This window comes from Helicobacter saguini (assembly GCF_000762875.2).
Lineage (GTDB): Bacteria > Campylobacterota > Campylobacteria > Campylobacterales > Helicobacteraceae > Helicobacter_A > Helicobacter_A saguini.
Genome location: NZ_JRMP02000057.1, coordinates 1 through 835, shown reverse-complemented (window position 1 = coordinate 835; position 835 = coordinate 1). Strand labels below are relative to the sequence as shown.

General features: G+C 24.0%; 1 protein-coding gene. It reads left to right on the top strand.

What is annotated here, in order from left to right; translation table 11 throughout:
* A partial coding sequence (locus tag LS64_RS12680) for a hypothetical protein (RefSeq protein ID WP_034569046.1) occupies positions 1–835 on the top strand: 835 nt, incomplete at both ends.

Genomic DNA, 835 nt, shown 5'->3' with positions numbered 1-835 from the left:
GAATATTCCACAAGGAGAATATTACATAAACATACAAAGCTACAATAACAATAATCTAGCAATATACACAAACAAAGAATGTAGTAATATCTTAGAATCTAATAAAGGAAATCAAGTCTATATACAATGCAACAACAAAGAAATAAGTAATGATGGAATCTATATACACAATGAAATATTCTCTAATGATATTATGTTATTAAAACATAATATTGATAAAACTAATAATCTAGAGCAATATAAGCAATCTAATAGTGATATATATAACATAAACTTTATAGTAGATTATGAAAGCCCAAAAGTAGAATCTATAGAACTAACAAGACAATTAGACGAAACAGAGTATAATAAAGAAAACAAAGTCTTTCTTACAGCAATCTTTAACAACAACATAGAATCTAAATCTCAAAATATATATAATGCAAGTAAAATAGAAACATTATGGGCATACAAAGAAATACCAAACACAAAAGATTTCAACAGGCAAGAAATACTACTAGATGATATAAATATAATACCTAAAAATAGAATAATAAGTAATAGAAACATAAATAATAAAATTATAAATAACATAGATGACAACATCATAAATCATAAAACAACAAATGATAAAATCACAAATAACACAAACACAAACAACAACAATATAGAATCTAATCAATCACAAATAAATATAAACAACATAGAATCTAACCTACAATATAAAGGTGAAAGCCTAGAGCTAGACTTAGTAACAAACAACTTATATAACTATGATAAACAAATAGTAGTATTTGCATACACAAAGTCACAAATAACCTTAAATGACAAACAACAAAAAGTATTAAGAAATCCT